This window comes from Acinetobacter sp. CS-2, assembly GCF_016599715.1.
Lineage (GTDB): Bacteria > Pseudomonadota > Gammaproteobacteria > Pseudomonadales > Moraxellaceae > Acinetobacter.
Genome location: NZ_CP067019.1, coordinates 297,557 through 319,957, shown reverse-complemented (window position 1 = coordinate 319,957; position 22,401 = coordinate 297,557). Strand labels below are relative to the sequence as shown.

General features: G+C 43.2%; 20 protein-coding genes and 3 pseudogenes. 11 read left to right on the top strand and 12 right to left on the bottom strand.

Annotated elements, in window-relative coordinates:
* Window positions 1-5 precede the first annotated feature (5 nt).
* The 4 genes and pseudogenes from JFY49_RS01460 to JFY49_RS01445 all read left to right on the top strand — a co-directional run.
* Window positions 6-1,571 (top strand): sensor histidine kinase, encoded by a 1,566-nt coding sequence (locus JFY49_RS01460; protein WP_086195177.1) that lies wholly within the window; start codon window positions 6-8, stop codon window positions 1,569-1,571.
* Window positions 1,572-1,590: 19 nt separating this feature from the next.
* Window positions 1,591-2,907: pseudogene (locus JFY49_RS01455) on the top strand (sigma-54-dependent transcriptional regulator); the annotation flags it as partial.
* A 41-nt stretch (window positions 2,908-2,948) separates the two neighbouring features.
* A protein-coding gene (locus JFY49_RS01450) for an IS4-like element ISAba33 family transposase (protein ID WP_107010211.1) occupies window positions 2,949-4,039 on the top strand; the annotation gives its coding sequence in 2 pieces (ribosomal slippage) (window positions 2,949-3,489 and window positions 3,489-4,039; 1,092 coding nt in all).
* A gap of 18 nt (window positions 4,040-4,057) precedes the next feature.
* A pseudogene (locus tag JFY49_RS01445) lies at window positions 4,058-4,192 on the top strand (helix-turn-helix domain-containing protein); the annotation flags it as partial.
* Window positions 4,193-4,217: 25 nt separating this feature from the next.
* On the opposite strand, the gene JFY49_RS01440 reads toward JFY49_RS01445, so the two are convergent.
* The 4 genes from JFY49_RS01440 to lptF form a co-directional block, all read right to left on the bottom strand.
* Window positions 4,218-5,396 carry a S41 family peptidase gene (locus JFY49_RS01440; RefSeq protein WP_200223534.1) on the bottom strand — a complete coding sequence of 393 codons (1,179 nt, stop codon included), beginning with the start codon at window positions 5,394-5,396 and terminating at the stop codon, window positions 4,218-4,220.
* A 26-nt stretch (window positions 5,397-5,422) separates the two neighbouring features.
* Complete coding sequence (gene gpmI, locus JFY49_RS01435; protein WP_086195174.1) at window positions 5,423-6,970, bottom strand: 2,3-bisphosphoglycerate-independent phosphoglycerate mutase; 1,548 nt, start codon at window positions 6,968-6,970, stop codon at window positions 5,423-5,425.
* A gap of 122 nt (window positions 6,971-7,092) precedes the next feature.
* Window positions 7,093-8,163 (bottom strand): LPS export ABC transporter permease LptG, encoded by a 1,071-nt coding sequence (lptG, locus tag JFY49_RS01430; protein WP_086195173.1) that lies wholly within the window; start codon window positions 8,161-8,163, stop codon window positions 7,093-7,095.
* A gap of 1 nt (window position 8,164) precedes the next feature.
* A complete protein-coding gene (gene lptF, locus JFY49_RS01425; RefSeq protein WP_086195172.1) occupies window positions 8,165-9,265 on the bottom strand; it encodes an LPS export ABC transporter permease LptF in 1,101 nt (366 codons plus the stop codon).
* Between the two features lie 159 nt (window positions 9,266-9,424).
* Here lptF and JFY49_RS01420 point away from each other — a divergent pair, with 159 nt between their 5' ends.
* From JFY49_RS01420 to JFY49_RS01410, 3 genes are read left to right on the top strand one after another with little or no spacing between them, the layout of a single operon-like run.
* A complete protein-coding gene (locus tag JFY49_RS01420; RefSeq protein WP_200223533.1) occupies window positions 9,425-10,873 on the top strand; it encodes a leucyl aminopeptidase in 1,449 nt (482 codons plus the stop codon).
* Window positions 10,866-11,273, top strand: a complete 408-nt coding sequence (locus JFY49_RS01415; RefSeq protein ID WP_086195170.1) for a DNA polymerase III subunit chi — start codon at window positions 10,866-10,868, stop codon at window positions 11,271-11,273. Before JFY49_RS01420 ends, JFY49_RS01415 begins: the two co-directional genes overlap by 8 nt.
* Before the next feature lie 25 nt (window positions 11,274-11,298).
* The gene (locus JFY49_RS01410; RefSeq protein WP_227609515.1) at window positions 11,299-11,934 is read left to right on the top strand and encodes a hypothetical protein; all 636 of its coding nucleotides are present in this window, start codon (window positions 11,299-11,301) and stop codon (window positions 11,932-11,934) included.
* Window positions 11,935-12,058: 124 nt separating this feature from the next.
* Here the strand turns inward: JFY49_RS01410 and JFY49_RS01405 are convergent, their stop codons facing one another.
* From JFY49_RS01405 to glnK, 7 genes are all read right to left on the bottom strand, one after another.
* On the bottom strand, window positions 12,059-12,604 hold the full coding sequence (locus JFY49_RS01405) for a VTT domain-containing protein (protein WP_086195168.1): 546 nt from the start codon (window positions 12,602-12,604) through the stop codon (window positions 12,059-12,061).
* 112 nt (window positions 12,605-12,716) lie between these two features.
* A complete protein-coding gene (locus tag JFY49_RS01400; protein ID WP_086195167.1) occupies window positions 12,717-13,376 on the bottom strand; it encodes a riboflavin synthase in 660 nt (219 codons plus the stop codon).
* Window positions 13,377-13,403: 27 nt separating this feature from the next.
* Window positions 13,404-14,696 carry a DNA adenine methylase gene (locus tag JFY49_RS01395; protein WP_086195166.1) on the bottom strand — a complete coding sequence of 431 codons (1,293 nt, stop codon included), beginning with the start codon at window positions 14,694-14,696 and terminating at the stop codon, window positions 13,404-13,406.
* On the bottom strand, window positions 14,693-15,796 hold the full coding sequence (gene ribD / locus JFY49_RS01390) for a bifunctional diaminohydroxyphosphoribosylaminopyrimidine deaminase/5-amino-6-(5-phosphoribosylamino)uracil reductase RibD (protein WP_086195165.1): 1,104 nt from the start codon (window positions 15,794-15,796) through the stop codon (window positions 14,693-14,695). The genes JFY49_RS01395 and ribD overlap by 4 nt, the downstream gene beginning before the upstream one ends.
* 38 nt (window positions 15,797-15,834) lie before the next feature.
* Window positions 15,835-16,293: a transcriptional regulator NrdR gene (nrdR, locus tag JFY49_RS01385; protein WP_086174158.1), complete on the bottom strand. Its 459-nt coding sequence runs from the start codon at window positions 16,291-16,293 to the stop codon at window positions 15,835-15,837.
* A gap of 138 nt (window positions 16,294-16,431) precedes the next feature.
* Window positions 16,432-17,841: an ammonium transporter gene (gene amt / locus JFY49_RS01380; RefSeq protein WP_086195164.1), complete on the bottom strand. Its 1,410-nt coding sequence runs from the start codon at window positions 17,839-17,841 to the stop codon at window positions 16,432-16,434.
* Window positions 17,842-17,899: 58 nt separating this feature from the next.
* Complete coding sequence (glnK, locus tag JFY49_RS01375) at window positions 17,900-18,238, bottom strand: P-II family nitrogen regulator (protein WP_086174160.1); 339 nt, start codon at window positions 18,236-18,238, stop codon at window positions 17,900-17,902.
* A gap of 279 nt (window positions 18,239-18,517) precedes the next feature.
* Between glnK and JFY49_RS01370 the strand changes: the two genes are divergently transcribed.
* Both JFY49_RS01370 and JFY49_RS01365 read left to right on the top strand, forming a co-directional pair.
* Window positions 18,518-18,745 (top strand): accessory factor UbiK family protein, encoded by a 228-nt coding sequence (locus JFY49_RS01370; RefSeq protein WP_086195417.1) that lies wholly within the window; start codon window positions 18,518-18,520, stop codon window positions 18,743-18,745.
* A gap of 68 nt (window positions 18,746-18,813) precedes the next feature.
* Window positions 18,814-19,659, top strand: a pseudogene (locus JFY49_RS01365) (YifB family Mg chelatase-like AAA ATPase); the annotation flags it as partial.
* A 112-nt stretch (window positions 19,660-19,771) separates the two neighbouring features.
* Here the strand turns inward: JFY49_RS01365 and JFY49_RS01360 are convergent.
* Window positions 19,772-20,479, bottom strand: a complete 708-nt coding sequence (locus JFY49_RS01360; RefSeq protein WP_200223531.1) for a hypothetical protein — start codon at window positions 20,477-20,479, stop codon at window positions 19,772-19,774.
* 429 nt (window positions 20,480-20,908) lie between these two features.
* Here JFY49_RS01360 and JFY49_RS01355 point away from each other — a divergent pair, with 429 nt between their 5' ends.
* Window positions 20,909-21,991 (top strand): helix-turn-helix domain-containing protein, encoded by a 1,083-nt coding sequence (locus JFY49_RS01355; RefSeq protein WP_200223529.1) that lies wholly within the window; start codon window positions 20,909-20,911, stop codon window positions 21,989-21,991.
* A gap of 205 nt (window positions 21,992-22,196) precedes the next feature.
* Window positions 22,197-22,376 (top strand): hypothetical protein, encoded by a 180-nt coding sequence (locus JFY49_RS01350; RefSeq protein ID WP_001141891.1) that lies wholly within the window; start codon window positions 22,197-22,199, stop codon window positions 22,374-22,376.
* Window positions 22,377-22,401 lie beyond the last annotated feature (25 nt).

The following is a 22,401-nucleotide window of genomic DNA, read 5'->3' as shown; positions in this document are numbered from 1 at the left end:
CTTGCATGACGCAAAATAGCTATACTTTAGAGTTTAACCAATATCATTTAGGTATTTGGTATAGCACCTATAGACTCATTATTGCGACCAGTCTTCTGCTGATTTTCTTACTCACGTATCAGCGCTTAAGTCTAGATTACCACTATCAGCAACTTTATCTTTACGTGCTAATCGGCTACGTATCGGCAAGTTTTATCCAGTTAATCATACTCAAAAGCATACGCTTTAAAACTGCCCAGCAACTCCCGCTGTTATTTGTTGTCGATGTCATTGCTTTAAGCTTGCTCACCCTCGCGGTAGATGGCCCGAACCTGCAATTGAGTTTGCTGTTTGTGATTACTATCTTCGCGGCCTCGTTATTACTTGATGCCCAAAAGGCTTTGATCATTACCCTGATTGCCGTGATCAGTGTGATTTATCAGCTTTTTTTAGGCAGTATTTTTGATTTTTCTTCACTGAATAATATTGGCAACAGTGCGATATTGGCTTTTCTGTTTTTAGTGGTGTATGGCAGTGGGCAAATTGCAGTAAAACGCTTTCAACTGCTTGAAAATTTAAATTTTTCGCAGTCTTTGGAATTAAACCGGCTGCAAAACCTGAATCGCTATATTCTGGAACAGATCGAACTGGGGTATCTGGTTCTAGATGAAAACTGTCATATTGTGCTGAGCAACCCGGCTGCCTGCCTGCTTTTAGGCATTCCTCCACTCTATGCTTATGACAAATATCCCTTATACAAGGCTCAGCCGGATTTATTTGAATTGCTTAAATTTGATCAACTGCGGGATGGGGAAAAATTTCAGTTTGAGTCACAGCTCAGCCATTATCATATGCATATTGAAGTGCAAAAACTCATGGTGCCACAACAAACCCTGACATTATTGGTATTGCAGGATGCCACCAAGCTCAATCAACGTGTACAACAATTAAAACTCGCGGCACTCGGGCAACTGTCCGCCAGTATTGCTCATGAAATTCGCAATCCTTTAGCCGCGATTGTTCAGGCTAATGAACTTTTGAGTGATAGCGACCCGCATCAACAGGCGGTATTGAGCCGAATGATTGCCAAGCAGACACAGCGTATTGACCGGATTGTACAAGACACGCTGAATATGGTGCGCAATAAAGAAACCCACCCCTCAACCATTGAGTTGAAACAGTTTATTCCCCTACTAATTCTGGAAGATTTGGCTGATATTGCGCCCCAAATTAAATATACTGTTCAAAGTAAAATTTTTGTGCATTTTGACGAGGCACAACTTCGTCAAGTGCTGATTAACCTGATTCGCAATGCCATTCGACATAATGCACCAGAGCATTCACATATCGAGTTGAATGTTTACTTACATGACAACAATGTGCGTATTGATGTTCGTGATTTTGGCGCGGGCGTTGCATCCAAGGATTTGGCTTATTTATTTCAACCTTTTTTTAGTACCGAAATCACAGGAACAGGTTTAGGATTGTACTTATCACATAGTTTTTGTGAAGCCAATCAGGCAAAACTGAACTATGTAAAACAAGAACAGGGAGCATGCTTTCGGATAGAATGCCTGCAAGTTGCTTTATAAATGAAAATTGCTGGGGTGTATTGTGGAACAACAACCACTTGTCTTATTGGTGGATGATGAGGAAGATTTGTGTACCCTCATGCAAATGTCGTTATCTCGTATTGGAATTAAAACCCATATTGCCTATCGTCTGGAACAGGCCAAAAAATTCTTGTCCGAATACCGCTATGATGCCTGTCTAACCGATTTAAATTTACCGGACGGCAATGGACTGCAACTGGTGGAATGGATTAACCAGCACTTTCCATCCGTACCCGTGGCGGTACTGACGGCATATGGTAATATGGAAATCGCCATCGCAGCACTCAAAGCCGGTGCCTTCGATTTTGTCAGCAAACCCGTAAATCAGAAGCATCTGGAACAGCTCCTGCAAAAAGCCTTTAACAAACCACAAGATCATTTGCAGATCAAGGAAGATAGCCTGGAGCAAAAACTGTTAATTGGACAGTCACTGCCAATTCAACAGTTACGGGTGACCTTAAATAAAATTGCCCGCTCTCAGGCACCTGTTTTTATTACCGGTGAATCCGGAACAGGAAAAGAAGTCATTGCCAATCTGGTGCATCGCCTCAGTAACCGTAATGAAGGTCCTTTTATTGCCATTAACTGCGGCGCCATTCCGACTGAATTGATGGAAAGCGAACTGTTCGGGCATAAAAAAGGCAGCTTTACCGGCGCTACACAAGACAAACAGGGTCTAATTCAGTCTGCCCACGGCGGCAGTCTGTTTCTGGATGAAATTGCCGAACTGCCTTTAAACATGCAGGTTAAACTGCTGCGTGCCGTACAGGAAAAACGGATTCGTCCAGTCGGCTCAGATGGTGAAATTGATGTCGATTTCCGGGTGATTAGTGCCAGCCACCAGGATCTGGAAGCCCTGGTTCAGCAAGGCCGCTTTAGACAGGACTTGTTTTTCCGTATCCATGTCATGGATCTGGTCTTGCCTCCACTGCGTGACCGCGGTGACGATATTATTTTATTGGCGCATCACTTTATTCAGAAAATTAGTCAGGAATGGGATATTCCGCAAAAACAGCTGACTGATCGTGCGAAAAGCTTTTTACTGAGTCAGTATTATCCCGGCAATGTCCGCGAACTGCGCAATATTATTGAACGCGCCATTACCTTAAGCGATGATGAAAGAATCGATTTGCAACACCTGCAAAGCGCACCTTTACGCTACCCTACTGTAGCAGTGCCAGAGGTAACGGAAGACCCGCACAGCTTGCGCAGTGACATCGTGATGTCTTCCAAGAAATTACCCGATGAAGGTTTGGAGCTTTATCTGGAAAATATTGAAAAAGATCTTTGTACACGACAAAAAAAGATAACTCATTGAAATAATGGCATAATACTTGTTTTCTGACGACGAATATGATGACACATTTCAATGAGTTACATCTCATCTTAAACAAATATCTAAAGTGGAACAAGTCACATGCAAAATGTTTTACACTGATTATGCTTGCATTAATTGTAAAACAGACATGTAATCTTTCTTCTGCATCTAAAGCCTTACCCATCAAGTGCTTACCACAATCATTTTATCGACGTATACAACGCTTCTTTGCAGATCAGTATTTCGATTATCGTCAAATTTCTCAGTTAATTTTCAATATATTTTCATTCGATAAAGTCCAATTAACTTTGGATAGAACTAATTGGAAATGGGGAAAACGAGATATTAATATCTTGATGTTAGCCATCGTCTATCGTGGAATAGCGATACCTATTGTTTGGACATTGCTCAATAAACGTGGAAATTCAGATACAAAAGAGCGTATTGCTTTGATTCAACGCTTTATCTCCATTTTTGGTAAAGATCGTATTGTGAATGTGTTTGCAGACAGAGAATTTATCGGTGAGAAATGGTTTACATGGTTAATTGAAAATGACATTAACTTCTGTATACGTGTTAAAAAAACTTTATTGTGACCAATCACTTAGCCAAGAATCATAAAATTAGTGATTTATTTCGTCATCTTCAAGTTGGTCAAACTGAATGTCGTAAACGACGTATTTGGGTTGGTCGAGTGAAACTGTATATTAGTGCGCTACGATTAGAAGATGGAGAGCTTTTACTTGTTGTTTCTCCTATGTTTAATGCTTCTGCTATTCGTGATTATGCATTACGCTGGGAAATCGAAACGTTATTTAGTTGTCTCAAAGGACGTGGATTCAATCTTGAAAATACTCGTTTAACAGACCCTAGACGAGTCAAGAAATTGATAGCAGTGCTAGCTATCGGTTTCTGTTGGTGCTATTTAACAGGTGAATGGCAACATGATCGGAAAAAAGCGATAAAAATAAAGAAGCATGGACGACTTTCAGTAAGTTTATTTCGCTACGGTTTGGACTATGTTCAAATGGCTATTCTACGTTTGATTGGTTTTGGAAAAAAAGAAGAATTTAAGAAAGTGCTAGCAATTTTAAGAAAGAAAAAGCCTGATAGGACAAGGATCCTATGAAATTTGTCGTGTACAGAGGAAAAAGATATTTTACTCAATGCATTAAATTTAACCCATTGGAACAGAACACTGGCTGCCAAGAAACTGGGCATGTCTTTCCGTTCCTTGCGTTATCGACTGAAAAAATTTGGTTTAGATACCGACGAGGACTAGACCATTTTTTAAGGATCAGGCCGTTTTATTTATGAGTTAAAATGATCTCTGCAACATGTTCTAGATAGTTTTCTTCTTTCATTTCATGTTGCAGATAGTGTTGATTGGGCTGAATACCTACCCCTTCAATCATCTGCCCTTTAGGAGTGTAGTAATGCGATACCGTCATCTGTAAAGCTGCACCGTTGGAAAGTGGGAACAGTTTTTGTACCACCCCTTTTCCGTAACTCTTATCCCCGATCACCCAGGCACGGCCATGATCTTTCATCGCGGCAGTAAAGACTTCAGCGGCAGAGGCAGAACGGTTATTGATTAAAATACCCAACTTTAAATTCTGAAACTCAAAACTGGGCAGGGCCTGAAACTGCTGGTCGCCTTCGGAACGGCTTTTGGTTGAAACAATGATTCCCTGGTTCAAAAACAGATCAGCCGATTCAACCGCAGCGGACAACAATCCGCCAGGGTTATTTCTTAAATCCAATAACACCGTTTTCAAGCGTGAAGAAGAATACTCTTCAATCAAGCGTTTGATTTCATTGGCTGTATCTTGCTGAAACACCCTGACCTTGATCACCAGCACCTGATTATGCAATAAGGTTGCCTGAATATCGGTTTCTATTTTTTTATTACGAACTAAAATCAACGGCTTGCTATTTTGTGCCAGCTGTAAGCTTAAGGTCGAACCAATCGAACCATTCAGCAAGCTATTCACCTGATCATGATTGAATTTTTTCAGTTCCTGGTCATCAATCTTGAATACACTGACCCCATTGTGCAAACCTTGCTTGGTTGAATCTGCATTTTCCTTTAAGCCTTGAATGACCCATTGATGCAATTGCGGATCATAGGTCAGTTCAAAGTCGACAGAGGCGATATCCCCTTCAGTGTATTGTAATAACTGCTTATATTCTTCTGGACTTAAATAACGGGAATAACGATCGAGTCCACTGACCAGACCTTTAATCGCCTGTTGAAATAAGGCTTCATCATTTTTTTCATCGACATAATTTTCTTTGACAATGCTATAAATCTGCACGAACTGCTGAATCGATTCCACCGGAACTTCAGCATAGTTCTGTTCAGCTTCATCATCAAAATCTAAAACAGGCTGGCCCTTGCCTTTTACCGCAGCAAAAGCGGAATGGCTCACACACATGAATAACGTTGTTAAAATGACAACCTTTTTCCAGCGCTGTAAAGCCATCCATCCACCTGTTTATACGAAATTTTTTATGATTTTAAAGTAATCAAATTACGACCTTTCATTTCTTCAGGTACAGGAATTTGCATGAGGTTCAACAATGTCGGTGCGACATCTGCAAGTACACCACCTTCAGCAATGGTTGCAGAAGTTGGGCCGACATAAATAAACGGAACCAGTTCAGTGGTATGTTGAGTATGGACCTGACCACTTTGGTAGTCCTGCATTTGCTCTACATTACCATGATCGGCGGTGATCAGCATATGACCTTTTTGTGCCATCACCGCTTCATAGACACGACCGAGGCATGTATCTACTGCTTCCACTGCTTTCACTGCGGCATCGAATACACCGGTATGCCCCACCATATCACCATTGGCATAGTTCACAACCAATAAGTCATATTCACCCGAATTAATCGCAGCAACCAGTTCATCAGTCACCTCGAAAGCACTCATTTCCGGTTTCAGGTCATAAGTGGCAACGCTTGGAGATGGAATCAAAATGCGTTTTTCACCTGGATATTCATCTTCACGACCACCACTGAAGAAGAAAGTCACATGGGCATATTTTTCTGTTTCGGCAATACGCAGCTGTGTTTTACCCAGACTTGATAAATACTCGCCAATCGAGTTTTTCAGCGCTTCAGGCATGTAGGCCACAGGTGCATCAATGGTCGCCTGGTAACGGGTCAACATCACAAATTTAGACAGGTTTGGAACCACTTTACGTTCAAAACCAGCAAAATCTTTTTCGACAAAGGCCTTGGTGATTTCACGCGCACGGTCGGCACGGAAGTTCATAAACACTACACTGTCGCCATCCTGAATTTTCGCCACATCACCGATACGGGTGGCTTTGACAAATTCATCGCTTTCTTCAGCTGCATAAGCCTGTTCCAGACCTTCAACGGCTGTTGCAGCGGTACGTACTGCTTCACCTTCAGTCAGCAGACGGTAGGCCTGTTCTACACGATCCCAACGGTTGTCACGGTCCATGGCAAAGTAACGGCCGATCAGGGTGGCGATACGGCCTTGACCCGGATATTGGGCAAACAATGCATCGAGTTTTTCTAGAGATGGCTGTGCACTTTTAGGCGGTGTATCACGACCGTCCAGGAAAGCATGCAGATAAACTTTTGCACCACGTTTCAGTGCCAGTTCAGCCATGGCTACAATATGGTCTTCATGCGAATGCACGCCACCTTGCGACAGCAAGCCCAAAATATGGACTGCTCTATTTGCGGCTTTGGCTTTTTCAACGGCATCGACCAGCACTTCGTGCTCAAAAAAAGCACCGCTACGGATGTCTTTGGTAATGCGAGTGAAATCCTGATACAGCACTCGACCTGCACCCAGGTTCATATGACCCACTTCAGAGTTGCCCATTTGACCATCAGGCAGGCCGACATCTTCACCTGAACCTGAAATCAAACCATGTGGATGCTTTTGTTGCATAGCCGTTAAGTTAGGTCGTTTTGCTGCCAGGAAAGCATTGTCTTCGACCGCTTCGCGATGACCCACACCATCCATAATTACCAATACGTGAGGGATTTTGCCAGCAGTTGCATCCGTCATAATGAACACTCTTTTGTTTACAATTTCATCGTCATATCTTACCGAATTTTCGGTCAAGACTCTATGTGCAGATCATGACTAAAGCTGATCATGCACATTCTTTTTATCACTGTCGGAGCAGTTTAACGTGCACGGCGCAGCAAATAACCACCGACCAGCAGCATCAGCACAATCGGCACAAACACGAACCAGGCTGGTGATGGTGAATAGACCAGACTGGCATAGCCCAGAAAGTCCTGCAGATAGAAGAATCCCAAGCCAATAAACAAGGCAATGACCAGACGGAAACCCATCGACTGTTGACGTAAGGGACCAAAAATAAAGGAACAGGCAATGAGCACCAAGGCAATCAAGGCAAATGGCGAACCGACTTTTTGCCAGAATGCCAGCTGGTAGGTTTTCGGCACCTGGCTATATTCATGCATATAGCTCATAAAACTCACCAGCTGACTTGGAGATAAATCTTCCGGATCAATGGTGACCATATGCACATATTTCGGTTGCAGGGCTAAAGCCAGCGGTAGCTGTGCGCTCTGTAGCAGAGTAGAATTTCCTTGTGGCAAAATATCCATCTGGGTTGCCTGCTGCAGCTTCCAGTCACCATCTTTAATGAACTGGCCCTGTTCTGCATTCAGTACACCTTTCAGATAATAATTGTCATCAAAGTCAACCACCTGAACACGCTGAAGCTGGCCTTGTGCATTGGCATAATCAATATAAATAAAACGCTGACCTTCACGGGTCCAGTAACCCCTCACCTCACCCAATGCACTGGCGCTACGGTGATCTTTGACACTTTTGGCCTGTTCATTAGTATACGGAATCACCCACTCACTTAAGACAAAGGATAACACCACCAGAATCAGCGCTGAACGAATCACCCAGCCCACAATACGCCACAGGCTGATGCCCACCGAGCGCATCACCACCAGCTCACTATTGGAAGCCAGAGTACCTAAACCCAGCACCGCCCCAATCAGGGCAGAGATCGGCAAAATTTCATAGAGATAACGCGGTGCACCCCATAATACATAGAGAAATGCCTGCCAGGCCCCATAGTTTTCGTTCAGCGAACCCAATTCACCCAAATAGGTGAACAGCACCTGTAAAACAGAGAGCACTGCGGTTGCACCCAGCATGGCAAGTGCCGTAGTTTTGGTCACATGTTTGGCGACTATTCGACGTGCTAACATTTTAAGACCTCACCTGCTGAATTCGTTTCTTGATTTTTGGTGCCAGTTTCTGTTTCCGGGAAAACAGTGCTGCGGCAACAGCATAGGCCAGCAACACCAAAGGATAGGCCCAGATGCCCATTTCATCTTTACTAATGCGCGTTTTGACCGCCATCAGGGCCACAATCAGACTGGCAAAAATCAGTAAGGCCGGGAACAGTTTTAAATAACGTCCCTGACGCGGGCTTACTTCACACAGTGCAATCGCCAGCATTAAGGCAACCACAATGGAAAATGGTACGAAGAGACGCCAGCCCAATTCACTCACAACGACAGGATCATTGCGGTTGTTCCAAAGTTTGGCAATTGGTAAGGCTTCCACTTCAGCGCTTTCAAATTTTGCTTCTTGATCACTTTCTAAACGTAAACGATAAGATTGAAACTCTGCTTGTGTATATTTTGGTGTTCCCGGGAAAATTTCATAACGGCGCCCTTCTACCAAATCCACAATACTGGCGGTTTCATTAGCAACATCTACACGGGTGGCTTCCTTCGCCAAAATCATGACATCAGGTTTGCCCGGTTTTTCGGCACGCTGATAGAAAAACACATCTTTTAAATTGTGACGATCTTCCGACAAATCTCCAGCATAAATAGTATAGGGACCAGAGGAAATGAATTCTTTGGGGCGAACCAAATCGAAACCGGTTCTCACCGCCTGATTGGTGATCAGTTCTTCAAAGTGACGCAGTCCCCAAGGGGACATCCACACCATCAATACTGTTTGAACCGCAAGAAAAACCACCGTCAGTGGAATCAGCAAACGTCCCAACTGATTACGGCTGATGCCACTACCATTCATGACTGCCATCTCATGATCGACGTAGAGACGGCCAAACACAAGCATCAGACCAATGAAAAAGCCGAGCGGAAGAATTAATGTTAAAAATTCTGGCAGTCGATAACCAATAATGCTAAACAAAATACTGGTATCTAAACGACCTTGTGCCGCCACACCAAAAAACTTGATCAGCCGACCACCCATCATGATTAAGGTCAATAAAGCAATGACCACCAGGGAGGTAGACAGCACTTGCTTGACCAGATAACGCCGAATAATCAAATTAATTCTTCCCAAAAAAGAAACAAATAAAACTAGCGCTAGTTTACCCGAATGGTGAAAATATAAAACCTATACTGTTGTTGCGCGTTGAAACCCTATTCATAGAAATGTTTCAATGGTTTAATGATTTGCAATCTTTCCAAGGCATGAATACAACACATGAAACTGACCATTAATACGTCATTCCAAGAGAATGCATCTAGCCCATGTTTATTGATATTAGTAGATTCCGAGCAGCTGCAACAGGCCTCGACCACTTATCAAATCAATGATTTAAATAGTTTATTCGAAGCAGCACAATTCAAGGCGAGTCTATGCGAATCTTTAACCCTGATCGGCAAAGTGGCTGCCTGTACCAATACCACGCTGATTGGCCTAGATAAAGCAGCTGAAATTCAGCCAACCAAATTAGCAAAAATCGCACAAAATATTATCAAAGAGTCACAAAAAAAATTCAAACAGATCAGTATTGATATTTCTGCCCTAGCCCCTGAACAGCATTATTTATTTGCACTGGCGCTTACTCAGGCAAATTATGCATTTGATGAGTACAAATCGAAGAAAAATGAATTTGTGCTTGAAGAAATTCATCTGATTGCCGAAAACAGTACATTAAACCCGCAACAATTGTCTCTGATTCATGCCGTGCAATCCGGTCAAAACCTGGCCCGTGATTTAGGCAACCGTCCAGGTAATATCTGTTTCCCTGAATATCTGGCTGAACAGGCTCAAGCTTTGGCAGCACAGTATCCGGACTTGCTGAAAGTCACTGTGATTAATGAACAGCAAATGGCAGACTTGGGCATGAATGCCTTCCTGGCGGTGAGCAAAGGTTCAGACCGTCCGGGTCGTGTCATTACCCTCGAATATAAAGCCCATACTGAACAGACCCCTGTGGTACTGGTCGGTAAAGGCGTCACCTTTGATACAGGCGGTATTTCACTGAAACCAGGTCTGGGCATGGATGAGATGAAATTTGACATGTGCGGCGCGGCATCAGTGCTAGGCACCATGCGTGCGCTATGTGAAGCAAAACTGCCAATTCATGTGGTCGGTGCCATTGCCGCTGCTGAAAATATGCCTTCAGGTCATGCCACCCGTCCAGGTGATATCGTAACCACCATGAGTGGACAAACGGTGGAAATTTTAAATACCGATGCAGAAGGCCGTTTGGTACTATGCGACACTCTGACTTACATCAAGCGTTTCAATCCGGCGCTGGTGATTGATATTGCAACCTTGACCGGTGCCTGCGTGGTGGCCTTGGGTTCAGTGTTGTCAGGTTTATTTACCCCGGATGATGAATTGGCTACTGAAATTACCGCTGCAGGCCAGGCTTCATTTGACCGGGTATGGCGCATGCCGGTGATTGAAGACTATCAGGAACAGTTGGATTCACCATTTGCCGATATTGCCAATATTGGTGGACCGAAAGCCGGTTCTGTGACGGCTGCTTGTTTCTTGCAACGCTTCACACGTGAATACCGCTGGGCACATCTGGATGTTGCCGGTACAGCATGGAACTCAGGTACAGCCAAAAATGCAACCGGTCGTCCTGTGCCATTACTGGTTCAGTTCCTGGCCAATCGTGTGCAGTCGAATGGCTAAAGTCAGCTTTTATCTGTTTGAAAAAAGCAATGAACGGCAAGTGCAAAGCACTTGCCGTTTGTGCCGCAAGATTCTGAAACAGCCGGCACAGATCTGGTTATATTGCGAAAATACCGACTTGCAGCAGCAGCTTGATGAACAGTTGTGGAGTTTTGATCCTGGCAGTTTTATTCCGCATGGTATTGATCAGGAACAGGCCAGCATTTGCATTTCATCCCGCCTGCCGCAAGAGTCTGACTGGATTGTGTTTAATTTTAACAATCAAGCCCTTGAACAGATTGATAAATTTAGTCACATTATAGAAATCATCGAAAATAATGAATCGGCAAAACAACTGGGTCGTGAAAAATTTAAACAATATCGACGCTTAGGTATTGAGCCGCGAACATTCAAGCTTTAGCCGATCAATGGAAATAAGGAGAGATGTGGTGGCATTAAATGTCGGTCAAGATTTTAAACAGCGCTGGTTAAACGTACCTGAGGCTGTTCGTCAGGCATTTATTGATGACCTACACCGCGTCTGCAATGTCCTCAAACCTGAAACCAATATTCAGAAGTGGCTAGAAAAAGACAAAGAAGCCCAGCAGCAATCTTATGAAAAGATTGAACATGCCTATGCCGAACGTAAGGCCCAGCTGATTGAAGAAGCGCGCTTGCGCAAGCAGCGTGCCTTGGAACAGTCGCTGGAAAATAAGCGTGCCGAACAGGCGGCTTATGCACAGGCATTACAGCTAGACGAAGAAAGACAATTTGCCGAGCAGGTTCATACCTTGGCTTTTATACGTCAAAATATAGAGCACGAAATGCAAACCTATACTGCACGTTATCACAAGAACCCTGCGGGCCCGGCCTTGAATTTTGCCAAGGGCATGTTCTCGATTGCTGACCATGAAATATTATCGGAGCTGGAAAGCCTGCGTTTACGTCTGGAATTGGAAGCTGAAACGCTGATTGAGCAAGCGGTGACTGTATTTCGCGCCAAGTTGCATCAAGCCAGTCAGGAAGAAATTGACTATATTTTAAAGAACTCTAATTTATCTTCGGAAAAACCTGGCACTTGAGTTTCAGCATGGCGACTTCAGGTATTTTTTAATTTCGTTGCCATGACAAAAAAAAAGTCCATTTCGGTGGACTTTTTTTTGACTTCAGCATATGGAATGAGGCTGAAATTCAAAGTATTCAAAATTAAAACAGGTCCACCGCTAGACCCAGTATATTCCCTGCACCGTAGCCTATACTCAATAATACCGCAATCCAGATTAAACCACCGGCTACGTTATACAGCATAAAACTCAAGAGATTCATATGCCCTGCCCCTGCAGCAAAGGGAGCAAATGAACGTACAAATGGAACAAAGCGAGCCATCAAAATGGTTTTACCACCATGCTTGGTAAAATAATGGTTGGTTTTTACGATATAGGCCGGTTTTAAGTAACGTGAATGTTCATGGAAAAACTTAAACCCCAAAATCTGCCCGGTATAATAATTGACAATATAACCCAGTACCGCAGCACTAAACAGCAACAGTCCCATGGTATTTAAATGGATCACATCTGTGGTTGAGCAGAGGGCACCAATCGCAATCAGCAGGCTGTCTCCCGGCAAGAAGAACATAAATACGGAACCAGTTTCTGCAAAGATAATCAGAAATAAAATAGCATAGATCCACAGACCATACTGATCCAGCAAAGTAGGCAACCATTGTTCAATATGCATTAGAAAATCAAGCATCTTCAGCTACTCACTTTAACCACATTATTTTCATAACTTATTAAAAATAAAAACTAAAAACAAAAAAAACAGCCTGACTTTTCAATCAGACTGTTTTCTATTCTAAGATGTTTTACTTCAAGAAGCCATTTTCTGCTAAAAATGCCATGCTTAATTTGGATTGCTCTTTGACTTCAGCAGCTTTATCCCCCAGCATTAAACGCTCGATATAACGCGCTAAAACATCGACTTCCAGATTCACTTTCGCCCCGGTTTTCCAGGTGCCAATATTGGTTCGTTCTGCCGTATGCGGAATCAGGTTCAGGCTGATAATATTGCCACGCAGGTGGTTAATGGTCAGACTAATGCCATCTACCGTCACCGAGCCTTTTTCTGCCAGATATTTGGCAATTTCCGCCGGAGCCGTGACCTCATAATAAATGGAACGCGCATCTTCACGTACCAGCGTGATTTCACCGACCGCATCGACATGACCACTGACAATATGTCCACCAAAACGGGTGGTTGGCAACATGGCTTTTTCCACATTGACCGGCTGCCCCACTTTCCAAGTGCCTAAAGTAGTTCGATTCAGACTTTCACGTGAAACATCAGCGGCATACCAGTTTTCGCCCCATTCAATCACAGTCAGGCAGATCCCGTTGGTGGCAATCGAATCGCCCAAATGCACATCAGACATGTCGAGGTCGGTGCCAATACGCAGACGCACATCACCACCCACACTTTGCAAGCTTTCCACTTTACCTAGACTTTCAATAATGCCTGTAAACATAACTTTTTCTCTAATGCTGTCGTTGTTTTACCACAATGCCAGTTGCGTACTTACACCGGTCGTATCTACTCCACCCAGTTCAGCAAAATGATACAGCTGACCCAAGAGCTGGCGCAGTGGCGGACCCGATTTGGCATGGGTATCGGTGATGACAATAAATTCTAGCACACGTGCACGTTCTGACTGGCGCTGCTTGCTCACCCGGTAGCGCGGTACATCTTGGGTCAGCAAGGTGACGCGACCACGCTTCAAGTTAGCCTGCAGCAAATCGCCCGCTTCAATATTCCCATCGGTCGAATAGCTGGTCAGAATATAACGTGCATTAATGGTTGCCAATAATTTTTCATAGGCTTCTTTGGCATGCTTGGAAGAATTGTACTGGCTCGGACGTTCTTTACGCCATGCCCGGTCAATCCCGCTTTTAAAGCCTTTGGTGTCTGGACTCGGCAAATCGACCTGATCCCACAGCGTCAAGGCATTCAATACATGATAGTTACTGCTATAGGCATGCTGGTTATACGGCGGATCCAGATAAGCGATATCGACTTCAAAATGACTCATCTGGTTGGCCAGATGCTGTGCATCAACACACCACATTTCCGCGGCCGGTTTTTTCGGGTCGCCGATTTCACAGAAACGGCTTGGGGTCAGCCAGAGTAAGGATTCAATCCGTTCCAGAGCAGTTTGGGTTTTACCGCCCCAGCCATGGTGGAAGCTTTTAAATACCCCTGAGGTATTACTGACGAAACTGGCCGAATACAGCAAGGGTGCCAGCAAAGCCGACATTTCTACATCATCAATCGCACCTTGTGCCTGCCAAGTGGCAATCTGCTGACGGATGGCATCAATACGCATCCCGTTACGACGTTTGAAGAACAGACGGTCGCGAGTCGGATCATAGATTTCGTCATTACGCGGGCACAGGTTATGCGTCACCCAGCCTTTGACTTCCGGCAAACGGTTCAGATAATCAATCGCTTTTTGATAGCCGCCCAACTCTTTAAATGCCGGTGCTTCGACACAGGACAAAATCGCGCTATTTAACGCATGGCTGTAGGGTTCCCAGTCATTGGCAATGACCCGATAGCCATTTTGTCGCGCCAGACGCGAAACCACGCCGGAACCGGCGAAAAAATCAGCAAAAATCGGCGCCCGGCCATTGTGGCTATTTAAGGTTCCCGTACTCTCAAGGGCTTCCAAAATCAGATGCAGTAACCGGCGCTTATTGCCTAAATACGGAACAAGCTGGTTGAAAAGGTATTCATCTGTAGTACGTGCTGAATGACGACGTTTATGATAAACTGAAGACTCTGAATTCATACTGTCTCTTGAGAAGGGATTAACCTTAAGCGCACATCATTCCCGACTTGAACCAGGTCGATGAGCTTAAATCGAAGTTGCTCTGCCATACGGTCGAATTCCGCATTAAACATCGCACGAGCGGTTTGACCTAAAAAGGTCGGTGCAACATAGCTGATCATTTCATCCACCAGTTGCTGCTGCAAAAAGGCTGTGGATAATGTTGCCCCTGCTTCCACTAGCACATCATAAATTTGATATTGGGTAGATAAGGTCTGTAGCAGGTCTTTTAAAGGCTGTACTGGCAATTGTAACACGCCTAAATCGGCCAGTTCCTGACGAAACGGTCCCATCACCATGACTGTTTCAGGCTGCTGTAGTATTTTTGCAGTCAGAGGTAAACGCCCCTGACGGTCCAGTACCAGACGTTTGGGCTGAACAATCGTACTGATATCGGCAATGCCATTCAGCTGACGCACATTCAGCTGGCAGTCATCGGCAAGTACCGTTTCAATGCCAGTAATCACCACACCGGAAATGGCACGCCAGTGCTGTACATCCTGACGGGCCTCGCTTCCGGTAATCCATTTCGATTCACCCGATGCCATGGCAGTTCGACCATCCAGGCTGGAAGCGACTTTTAAACGCACATAAGGCATGCCAGTGGCCATGGTTTTTAAAAAACCCAGATTGAGTTTTTCTGCTTCTTGTTCGCAAATACCAACACTGACGTCAATACCGGCCTCTTTTAAAATCTGCACACCTTTACCCGCCACTAAGGGATTCGGGTCCGGACAGGCCACAATCACTTTTGCAATTCCAGCTTCGACCAGACCTTTGGCACACGGCGGTGTACGGCCATAATGTGCACATGGCTCCAAAGTGACATACGCTGTTGCACCACGTGCCTGTTCACCAGCCTGGCGCATGGCAAACACTTCGGCATGCGGTTGCCCGGCCTTCGGATGAAAGCCCTCACCGACCAGTTGACCATTTTTGACGATGACACAGCCGACATTGGGATTGGGTTTAGTGGAATATTGTCCAAGTCGTGCCAATTCGATTGCACGTTGCATCCAAAGCTGATCTGGCTGAATGGAATCTTCTTTTAACTCGGACATTGCATGACTCTTGGAAAAATAAAATCTTAGTGTTCGATTTAGTGTTCGCGCTGCTGCATCTGTTCAATTTGACGACGGAAGGCTTCAACATCCTGAAAGTCTTGATAGACTGAAGCAAAACGGACATAAGCGACATGATCCAGGGCAAATAAAGCCTGCATCACAATTTCGCCAATGGTGCGGGATTTTACATCGCGCTCACCTAAACGGCGAATCTGTAATTGGATATCGCTGAGTACGGTTTCAATCTGTTCCTGGGTCACCGGCCTTTTTTGCAAAGCATGCATCAGGGAACGACGCATTTTTGCTTCGTCAAACGGTTCACTCTTACCATCAGATTTAATCACCCGGGGCATCACCACTTCATAGGTTTCAAAGGTAGTAAAACGTTCTCCGCAGCTGATACATTCACGACGTCGACGAATCTGGCAGCCTTCGGCAGCCAAACGCGAATCGATCACTTTACTATCTGCAGCGTTGCAAAATGGACAGTGCATAGCGGTTTAATTGAACAAATCAAATCGGATTCAGAGTGTAGCAAAAATTCTGCCCTTTGTAGAGACTTACGCAAGATATGGAAAAAAAACAGCCCTGACGGGCTGTTTTACACAATATATTGATTATTGGTTTTTATATTATTCTACACGTTCGCCATGTTGACTTAGGTCAAGACCCATACGTTCGTCATCACTCGCAACACGGATACCGATGACCAGATCAATCACTTTTAGAATGATAAAGGTCAATACTGCAGAGTAAGCAATAGTTGCCAGTACACCTTCAAGTTGCACCCATAATTGATGCATCATGTCTGTCGGCACTTTATCACCCATAATAAATTCACTGGCAAATACCGCAGTCAGAATTGCACCGACAATACCACCCACACCATGCAGACCAAAAGCATCCAAAGAGTCATCCGCTTTCAGTGCACGTTTAAGTGCAGTAATACCCCAGAAGCACACCACACCACCGATCAAGCCCATAGCTAAAGCACCGCCTACAGTCACGAAACCTGCTGCTGGTGTAATGACCACCAGGCCAGCAACTGCACCAGATGCACCACCCAATACCGAAGCTTTACCACGAATCACTTTTTCAGTAATTAACCAGGAAATTGCAGCAGCGGCAGCAGCAACTTGTGTAGCAATAAGTGCATAACTGGCTGAACCGTTGGCACCGAGTGCAGAACCACCATTGAAACCGAACCAGCCTACCCATACCAGGCTTGCGCCCACCACGGTTAAAGTCAGGTTATGGGGAGCCATTGATTCACGGCCCAAGCCCATACGTTTACCGAGCATGTATGCAGCAACCAGACCTGCAACACCCGAGTTAATATGAACTACCGTGCCGCCAGCAAAGTCTAATGCGCCATCATTCGCTAACCAGCCGCCACCCCATACCCAGTGAGTAATTGGCGCGTACACAATCACACTCCAAAGTGTAATGAATGCAACGAAAGCTCCAAATTTCATACGTTCTGCAATCGAACCAGTAATAATAGCTACAGTAATGATGGCAAAAGTCATTTGGAAAATCACAAACAGAACTTCCGGAATCGTTCCAGTTAAGGCATCTGTGGTAATGCCGGATAGCATGATTTTATCCAGGTTACCAATGAAAGCATTGCCACTGCCAAAGGCCAGGCTATAACCAATCACCACCCAGGTAATACTGACAATGGCTGCTGCAACAAAGCTATGTGCCATGGTACCAAGTACGTTTTTCTTACGAACCATACCGCCGTAAAATAATGCAAGTCCGGGAATGGTCATCAATAGAACCAGTGCTGTAGACACTAAAATCCATGAGGTGTCACCTGTATCTAATTTTGGTTTTTCTTCGACAGGCGCTGCTGTTTGTTCAGCTGGAGTAGGTGCCGCAGCTAATTCAGAATTTGTTGTTAAAGACGAGGCAGCCGTTTCAGTCGCTGCGACATTTTCAGCAGGAGTGGATGCTGCTGTTAGTGCTTCTTCAGCCCATGCAACAGAACCACCTAAAAGTGCGCCAGATAAACTCAGCGCAATAAGCATTTTTTTCATTCGTATCCCCCAACCTAGTTTTGTGAGTTATTAGCTACTCAGCAAACTTCATGCCAAATTAAACAGCATCTGCACCTGTTTCACCGGTACGGATACGGATGACTTGTTCTAAATTAGTAACGAAAATTTTACCGTCACCAATTTTTCCTGTGCTTGCTACACGGGTAATCGATTCAATGACTGAATCAACCATTTCATCGCTAATCGCGATTTCAATTTTTACTTTAGGCAAAAAATCAACAACATATTCTGCACCACGGTAAAGTTCAGTATGACCTTTTTGACGACCAAAGCCTTTGACTTCAGTTACGGTGATCCCTTGAACACCAATGTCAGAGAGTGCTTCACGCACATCATCCAATTTAAAGGGTTTTACAATTGCAGTTACGAGCTTCATGTTTGTTTTCCTTCGGCTTCTTTCACCAGTAAGGTTTTATGTTCAAATTCCGTGCCAAAAATTCTAAGGTTGGGGGAAATAGAAACTTTGACGCGAGTTTTCTTTATAACCTATTTTATCCTTTTACATGTAGTCTGAATTCCAGAAACTAGACATTTTTACTATAAAATTAACGATTTTAAACATCGGATAAAGCTATATCCGGTTGAGTGGGACTATGGTCCAGGTAGCAGCAATGTTACACTAGCACCACTTCTCCATCCTTATATGGGTACTGCAATGATTGAAACCTTATTACAAGCCATAATGGAACAGCTCGATCAACCGAAAAAAGATGTTGAGCATAATTTACGTGCCTTACTGAACGAAGCAGTCAGCAAGATGGATCTGGTTTCCAAAGAAGAAATTGAACGTCAACGTACTGCATTAAATAATGCCAACCTACGCTTGAATGAACTGCTTAAACAGGTTGAAGCTTTAGAAATTAAAATCAAGAACAATAAATAAGCACTTGTTTAGTGCATAAAAAGACCAAAAACGATTAAAAATAACGCACCACAATGGAACAATAATAAATGTCTTTTGCTAAAATTTACACTCGAGGTCTGCTTGGACTTCATGCACCTTTAATTGAGGTGGAAGTTCATGTCAGTCAGGGCTTGCCTTCTTTAACCATTGTTGGGTTGCCTGAAGCAGCAGTTCGGGAAAGTAAAGACCGGGTACGTTCTGCCATTATTAATAGTGGTTTCCAATTCCCCACCAAACGTCTCACCATCAATTTAGCGCCTGCAGACTTACCCAAAGATGGCTCGCGTCTGGATTTGCCCATTGCTTTAGGAATTTTAATCGCTTCAGGCCAACTACCTGAAAATGTGACAGATCAGCTGGAATTTATTGGTGAACTGGCCCTGGATGGTCAACTTCGTCCCATCAGCGGTATTTTAAGCATTGCCATTGCCTGCCAGCAGTCTGGACATCAACTGATTTTGCCAGAACAGAATGCCCAAGATGCTTCGCAACTGCCCAATTTTGAAGTGTTTGCTGCCCACCATCTCAAAAATGTCTGTGAACATTTATCCAGACAACATCCGCTTCAGCAATATCAAGCCCCTAGCAGCAATCCAATCAATCAGTACAAATTTGATTTAGCCGATATCAAAGGTCAATTGCGCCCGCGACGGGCTTTGGAAATTGCTGCCGCTGGTGGACATTCACTATTGTTTAAAGGCCCACCAGGTACAGGAAAAACACTGTTGGCTTCACGGCTGGCCAGTATTTTGCCCCCTCTGGACATGCAGGAAAATCTGGAAGTAGCCAGTATTTACTCGGTTGCCAATAGCTCGCATCCTTTTGGGCAGCGCCCTTTTCGTGCACCACATCATACTGCTTCCGCAATTGCCTTGGTGGGAGGGGGTTGTCATTTACAAACAACTATGCGACATTCCAAACAACTATGCGACTTAGAAAATGGAAGCGATAGTATATTGAGAGAAAAACAGTTTTGCACTGTTGTTCTCTCATTTCCTATTTAGTTCACCAAGAGGTTAAATTAGAATAATAGTCTGGTTGGCCTATACCATGATTAAGAAAAGTTTCTTCAGTTTTAAGCATTCTATCAAGCAATCTTTTTTTCAATGCTTCATTAGCATTCATATGTAGAAATTGCATTGCAAACACCTGTAACATGCCATTAAGGGTCAGCAATATACTTTCAATATCCTCATAGGCACAGACAGGTTGTTTACCTTTAAATAGCACATTCAGTAGCTCACCACGACCATGTGTGAAAGTTGAATACTTCTCGTACAAAGCTTTACCTTGCTTTGTGAATTGCTTGAAGTGTTTATGAAAATCTCCATTGTCTGGGTCTTCAAAATTATCTAAAGCTGTACTCATCTGAAAAAAACTAGCAAAGTCTTTTGGTTGAGTAATTAACGTTTCAACATCTGTCCCCTTAGGCTGTTCTATAAACTCTAAATAAAAACACCTAACATATATTTCTAGCATCGTACGAGCTACGACGACAGCGGAGGAAAAATGATCTTCTTTCATAAGTAATTTAAAGGAAAGATAATGTGTTTGGAACAACTGAAAATATGCTCTATTAATACGCTGATATTGATCATCCTCGTCTATCTGAACTGAAGCTGAAATTTTATTTACTTCATTCTGAGTCTTATCAAGCTCTCTGATTATAAAGTGAATACGTTTTTTTCCATCCTTATTCAAATTCATCTTCATTTTAAATCCTTTATTTAATTACACTCTGGGAGAAAAGGAAGCAATCGTCCTTAAACCTAATTTTAGCAAGAATAAATCTCTTTAGAATTCCCTCCAAATGGTCAAATATTTAATAAAAATACATTTTCTAAATAATCGAAAGTCAAACTGCCCCTTATAAGAACACTGATCATCCTCTATCTTTACCCAAATATTTTAATGCTCAAATTTTGACATAAGATTCTATAGCGAAATTAAAATCTTTCAAATAAAATGTAAAATCAAAAACACTATATGTTGTGCTAAAAACCAAAATTACCACTACATAAAGCAACACAAGATAAAAAAGAAACAATTTAGGAATAATTTGAAGAAAAATTTGCATAAGCTTTTTTGTTCAGTTATCATTCGATTAACTTGATCTGTAAGTCAATGATCTTGGAGGTAAATATGACTCATTTCAATCCTGACATGCTTAGTATTGCACGAAATTTTCGTGGTCTTAGTCAAACTGAACTAATTGCTGAAATGGGACAGTCTATTACCCAGGCTTCATTATCTAAAATTGAAAGTGGGGACTTAAAACCCTCCGATGAAGTTATCCATAATCTATCCAATGCCCTACATTTCCCTGTACGATTTTTCGAACATATTGAAAAGCTAAATGCACTGCCAATTAGTTTGCATGCATACAGAAAAAAAAGCTCTACCACAGCTAAAGCATTGAGCCGCATGAATGCTGAAATGATGTTAAAAATGGGCCATGTACAAACATTAGAATTGTTCACAAATGTACCAAAAAGAAAAAACTCCTTACCAACTTTTAAAATTGGTCTAGATGTAAACACCCCTCAAGAAGCGGCTAAAAAGCTTAGATCATTGTGGGCGTTAGGAAATGAACCTCTTGAAAACCTAACTGCCACTGTGGAAGATGCAGGGGTTTTAGTCTTTTTATGCGACTTTAAAGATAACAATGTTGATGGCGTATCCTTAAAAATGCATGGTGTATCTCCATGCGTATTTCTAAATGCAAACCAGCCAAATGACAGAATACGCTTCACATTAGCACATGAACTTGGGCATTTGGTCCTCCATGAAGAGCCATCTGAATTCATGGAAAAAGAAGCAAATGACTTTGCTGCCGAATTCTTAATGCCAGAAGAAAAAATTATTGATCAATTAGGTTCAACCAATTTAGCTTATTACCTAAGACTTAAAAAGGAATGGAAAACCTCAATGGCGGCCTTAATCTATAGGGCGTCAGAGTTAGGAACTATAACTTCAAGTCAAAGTGCCAATTTATGGCGGCAGATGGCTATGCGTGGTTATCGTAAAGTTGAACCAAATGAATTAGATCGAGAACCGACATATAGAGTAGCTTCAATGCTCTTTGACTACGCAATAGATGCAAAAAAAACATCAACATCTGTCATTAGTGAGTTATCGCAATTATTTGACTTATATGAAGATGACTTTAAAAAACTATATTATTTTGACCTAGATTCAATGGAGACTATTGAGATGGTTTCATAAATTAAAAAGCCGACTCTATTGGGTAGAGTCGGCTTGATAGATTTTCACACAGGAAAGGCATATGGCTCTAAGCCCTACGCATACCTCATGTTAGATCTGGCTGTCAGAACCCCATTCTAACATTTAGGCCCGTAAATCTCAAGATTTACCCGCTTATTTTGGTATGCGCCCTGAAAAACGAGCTGCCAAAATAGGAGGGCTAACAATGCCTACCGAAAATCAAGACTTCGTGTTTTGTAAATCTTATCGCCATAAATCTGGAAAAATTATTGTCCATCCAACTGGATATTTTAAATTTCCCAGAACTCGGCCATTGAAAGAAGAAAAGGATACTATCCGTAATAAAAAATCGGATGATCCTGATAACTCAAACTCAATATCGTAAACAAGGTTAAATAACCTACTGCTAT